This is a genomic window from Streptomyces sp. NPDC025273, assembly GCF_040638585.1.
Lineage (GTDB): Bacteria > Actinomycetota > Actinomycetes > Streptomycetales > Streptomycetaceae > Streptomyces > Streptomyces cinereorectus.
In genome coordinates this window covers 1-5080 of sequence record NZ_JBEZYP010000043.1, presented here as the reverse complement: position 1 = coordinate 5080, position 5080 = coordinate 1, and the positions used below count along the sequence as shown (strand labels likewise).

Genomic DNA, 5080 nt, shown 5'->3' with positions numbered 1-5080 from the left:
GCCGACTGCTTCCCCGCAGTCGACTACTTCGAGAACAGCGGCCTCCCCTTCGTCATCGCCCTCAACGGCTTCGACGGACACCAGCCCTACACCCCCGAGGAGGTGCGCGAGGCCCTGCAGATCGGACCGGACGCACCGATCATCACGACGGACGCCCGTCACCGTGCCGATGCCAAGAGCGGTCTGATCACGCTGGTGGAGCACGCGCTGATGGCCCGGCTCAAGTGACCGTAAGTCGGTATTGATCTACGGAAGTTGCTGTAGTCAAGCGGGGGCGGCCTGTGTCCTATGACACGATCCGCCCCCGTGTTCATAACATTTCGACAGAGAATTGGAACCACAACAACACCCGACGCATCCGGGCGGTGCCACTGCGCTCACATGAGCCCCGCCTTTTGACGGGGCTCGCTCTTTATGCCCGTTTTATGCGAGACATGGGCCACCCGGAATCCAACATTCCGACTGTTTGGAAGGCGGCCCGTCCGCATGCTGCAATGCCTCGAACTACCGAGCAGTACGGCCCTGAACGAATAGTCCGGCACAACGTTGGTGCCGACGCCGAGAGGTTGTTGGTCGAGTGAGGCGAAGCAACGAGGGCTCCGCGGCGCAGCCCGAGCGGGGCAACTTCACCCCGCCGCCGCGCGCTGCGATGTCGCCTGCGGACACGCCCGAGGAGGCGCCGGCAGGTGGCAGCACCAACCGTCTGTCACCGCGCAACTGGCGGGTGCCCACCCGGCTGAACGCGATCCTCCTGATACCCGCGCTGGTCGGCCTGGTCATGGGCGGCTTCCAGGTGAAGGGGTCGATCGACACCTGGAACGAGGCCCAGGACGCAGAGCGGACGGCGCAGGTCGTCCGCGCGGCCGCGGAGTACGGGCAGGCGCTGCTGAACGAGCGTGACCTCACCGCCCAGCCGCTGCTGTCCAACAAGCGCACCGCCGCCGAGGTGGAGCGGGTGCGCGCCACGACGGACGACGCCGCCGCGAAGTTCGACGCCGCCGTGCGGAACATGCCGGAGAAGCAGGGCCTGGAACGCCGTCTCAAGCTGTTCGAGGTGGAGGAGCCACTGCTCCCCGAGCTGCGGAAGGCCGCCTACGCCGAGGCCATGGACCCGGTGAAGACGGAAGAGGGCTACACCAAGGTCCAGCACTCGCTGATGGAGTTCTCCAACGAGCTCGGCCTGGGCACCGGCAACATCACCAGCTACGGACGGACCGTCTACGCGATCGAGCTGGCCAAGGCCGCAGAATCGCTTCAGCGCTCGATCGGCATGCACCTGCTGGTGCGCCCGAGCCAGGAGCAGGGCAAGTTCAACGACCAGGTCAAGGCGTTCGGCTCGTACAACTACCTGGAGCAGATCGCCCTCGGCGAGTTCGTCTCCGGCGGTACGGAGGCCGACGCGGCCAGGCTCAAGGAAGTCATGGCCGGCAAGGCCGCCGAGGGAGCCGAGCAGCTCAAGGAGGCCAAGGCGCAGGCCGAGGCGACCGGGGAGCCGTTCGTGACGCCGCCGAGCATCGACGGTTCGGTCTTCGACGGCATGGCCCAGCAGATCGGTCAGGGCAAGAGCCCCGAACAGCTGCGGGCCAAGGGGATCACCCCCGAGACCTGGATGGCCGCGGCCACGGCGAAGTTCGACGGCTACACCACGGTCGAGGACGAACTCGTCGAGAAGGCCGTGACCGAGGCGGCGGCGATCTCCGCCGACGCCCGCAACGACGCCGTCATCAACGCCGCGATCGTGATCATCGCGCTGCTGGCCGCCTTCGTCATCGCCGGTCTCATGGCCCGCCAGATGAGCCGCTCGATGCGGCAGCTGCGCACCGCCGCGTTCGGTATCGCCGAGCAGCGCCTGCCGATGCTCGTCGACCAGCTGTCGCGGACCGATCCCGGCCGGGTGGACACGCGGGTGCAGCCGATCCCGATCAACACCCAGGACGAGATCGGCGAGGTCGCCCGCGCCTTCGACCAGGTGCACCGCGAGGCGGTCCGGCTCGCGGCCGAGCAGGCCATGCTGCGGGGCAACGTCAACGCGATCTTCACCAACCTGTCGCGCCGGAACCAGTCGCTGATCGAGGGCCAGCTGACCCTCATCACCAACCTGGAGAACAACGAGGCCGACCCGGACCAGCTGGAGAGCCTCTTCAAGCTGGACCACCTGGCCACCCGTATGCGCCGCAACGGCGAGAACCTCCTCGTTCTCGCCGGCGAGGAGCCCGGCCGCCGCTGGAACCAGCCGGTGCCGCTGGTCGACGTGCTGCGGGCCGCCTCCTCCGAGGTGGAGTCCTACGAGCGCATCGAGCTCACCGGGGTCCCGGAGAGCGAGATCCACGGCCAGGCCGTGACCGACCTCGTGCACCTGCTGGCCGAGCTGCTGGAGAACGCCACCACGTTCTCCTCCCCGCAGACCAAGGTGCGGGTGACCGCCACCCGTCTGCCCGACGGCCGCGTCATGGTCGAGATCCACGACAAGGGGATCGGCCTCACCGCCGAGGACTTCGCGGACATCAACCACAAGCTGGCCAACCCGCCGACCGTGGACGCCGCGGTGTCCCAGCGGATGGGCCTGTTCGTGGTCGGCCGGCTGGCCGACCGGCACGGCATCCGGGTCCAGCTGCGCCCCTCGGGCGAGCAGGCGGGGACCACGTCGCTGGTCATGCTGCCGGACGCCATCACCCATGGTGGCGGCGGCGATCCGGCCCCGCAGGGCGACTTCACCGTCTCCTCGATCATGGCCGAGCAGCAGCCGCAGTCCCAGGCCTTCGACCCGATGCCGCAGCAGGTTCCGATGCGGACGGCGGCGGAGCTCGGCTTCGACGACTCGCGCTACGACACCCCGGCGGCGGACTCGCCGCAGCTGGACCCGGTCAACCGCTCGCTGATGCGTGAGGAACGGCGGGCCGCGCTGGAGGCGCAGACCGGCGAGCGTCCGGCGTTCCAGGCCGAGGGCGCGCAGCAGCAGTACGCCCAGGAGCCCTTCGGCCAGGAGCAGTACGCCCCCGAGCCGTACACCCAGGAGCAGCAGGGCTACGCACAGCAGGGCTACGAGGCCGGCTACGACGGGTACACCCCCGAGGACGGTTATCGGCAGCAGGCCCAGCAGCCTGAGCAGAACGGCTATACGGAAGCTGCGTACGCCGCTCCGGAAGCCCAGCAGGAGCAGTACGCCGACCCGTTCGCGCCGCGGTCCGACCAGCCCAACCAGGGTGATTGGGCAGATCAGGGTGCGTATCAGGGCGGGTACGACGCTCTCGGGCAGCCCGAAGCGGAATCCGCGCCGGGCGCTCCCGAAGAGCCGCGGGAGCCCGTAGGCTCAGACCGTTCGGGCCCGGCCCCGATGACCGGCCACGAGCTGACCGACGCGGGTCTCCCGCGCCGGGGTGCCGGACAGCAGCACTGGCAGCCCACCGGCCGGGGAAACGATCAGCCTGCGCCGCCGGAACAACGGCAGCGTCCGCCGCAGCAGCGGGACCAGCAGCCGCCGGCGGCACAGGCGAACGGGGAAGGCACCGACGACTGGCGCTCGGCCAACGACGAGCGTTGGGAGCGGGCCGAGAAGCTCCGGGAGCCGAAGGCGGGCGGAATCACCCCGTCCGGGCTCCCCCGGCGCGTGCCCAAGGCCAATCTGGTCGAGGGCACGGCGGAGCAGACCCAGCAGGGCGGCCCACAGGTCTCCCGCGCTCCCGAGGACGTACGGGGCAGGTTGAGCAACCTGCGCCGCGGCGTGCTGCGGGGACGCACCGCGGGGTCGGACACAAGTACCACCTACAACCAGGAGCGTTAGTGTGAGCCCGATGAGCCAGGCGGCGCAGAATCTCAACTGGTTGATCACCAACTTCGTGGACAACACCCCAGGGGTGTCGCACACGGTGGTGGTCTCCGCCGACGGACTCCTGCTGGCGATGTCCGAGGGTTTCCCGCGCGACCGCGCCGATCAGCTGGCGGCGGTCGCCTCCGGTCTGACGTCGCTGACGGCGGGTGCCTCCCGGATCTTCGAGGGCGGCGCCGTGAATCAGACCGTTGTGGAGATGGAGCGAGGATTCCTCTTCATCATGTCCATCTCGGACGGTTCCTCACTCGCCGTACTTGCCCACCCGGATGCCGATATCGGCCTGGTTGGGTATGAAATGGCACTTCTCGTGGACCGTGCAGGAAGTGTTCTCACCCCGGATCTCCGTGCCGAACTCCAGGGAAGTCTTCTTAACTAATAGACAGACAGTGCGTTTCTCGTCACCGCGCCATAAGGTGCGGTGTCGCGGCACCACTGGGATGGCGACCGACAGTCGGAGGAGGAAACGTGACAGCACCCACAGGTGGACACCCGTACGAGGGTGGTCAGCGGGTTCCGGGTGAGCAGGGTGACAACCGTTTCTACAACCCCTCCGTACCCGGCATGCAGGGTTCGAACGAGCCATACCAGCCACACCAGCCCTACCAGCAGCAGGATGCCCGGGGCGGGTGGCCGCAGCAGCAGTCCGGGTGGCCGCAGCAGCCCCAGCGGTACGACACGCCGCCGTCGCACATCCAGCCCGTCCAGCGGCAGGCGCCCGAGTCGGAGCAGCCCGCCGCGCACAACCCGCTGGTCCGTCCGTACGCCATGACCGGCGGCCGGACCCGGCCGCGTTACCAGCTCGCCATCGAGGCGCTGGTCAGCACCACGGCGGATCCGTCCCGGCTGCAAGGGCAGTTGCCCGAGCACCAGCGGATCTGCCGGCTCTGCATCGAGATCAAGTCGGTGGCCGAGGTGTCGGCCCTTCTCTCGATCCCTCTCGGCGTTGCCCGGATCCTCGTCGCCGACCTGGCCGAGGCCGGACTCGTCGCTATCCATCAGCCCGGCGGCGACGAGACCGCCGGCGGCCAACCAGATGTGACACTGCTCGAAAGGGTGCTCAGTGGACTTCGCAAGCTCTAGCGGCGGAGCGGCCCGCTCCACTACCTCGGCGAAGATCGTGGTGGCAGGGGGCTTCGGCGTGGGTAAGACCACGTTTGTCGGTGCCGTTTCGGAGATCAATCCGCTGCGCACCGAAGCCGTGATGACGTCCGCGTCCGCGGGCATCGACGACCTGACCCATACCGGGGACAA

3 protein-coding genes and 2 pseudogenes are annotated in these 5080 nt (G+C 68.6%); all 5 read left to right on the top strand.

The window, feature by feature from the left end; translation table 11 throughout:
- Positions 1-228 (top strand): annotated as a pseudogene (locus tag AB0F38_RS31555) (ATP-binding protein); the annotation flags it as partial.
- Between the two features lie 349 nt (positions 229-577).
- Complete coding sequence (locus AB0F38_RS31550; RefSeq protein ID WP_361900862.1) at positions 578-3781, top strand: nitrate- and nitrite sensing domain-containing protein; 3204 nt, start codon at positions 578-580, stop codon at positions 3779-3781.
- 10 nt (positions 3782-3791) lie between these two features.
- Positions 3792-4205, top strand: a complete 414-nt coding sequence (locus AB0F38_RS31545; protein WP_006127847.1) for a roadblock/LC7 domain-containing protein — start codon at positions 3792-3794, stop codon at positions 4203-4205.
- An 89-nt stretch (positions 4206-4294) separates the two neighbouring features.
- Positions 4295-4909, top strand: coding sequence for a DUF742 domain-containing protein (locus AB0F38_RS31540; protein WP_361900860.1), 615 nt, complete (start codon positions 4295-4297; stop codon positions 4907-4909).
- Positions 4890-5080, top strand: a pseudogene (locus AB0F38_RS31535) (ATP/GTP-binding protein); the annotation flags it as partial. The gene AB0F38_RS31540 and the pseudogene AB0F38_RS31535, both read left to right, overlap by 20 nt.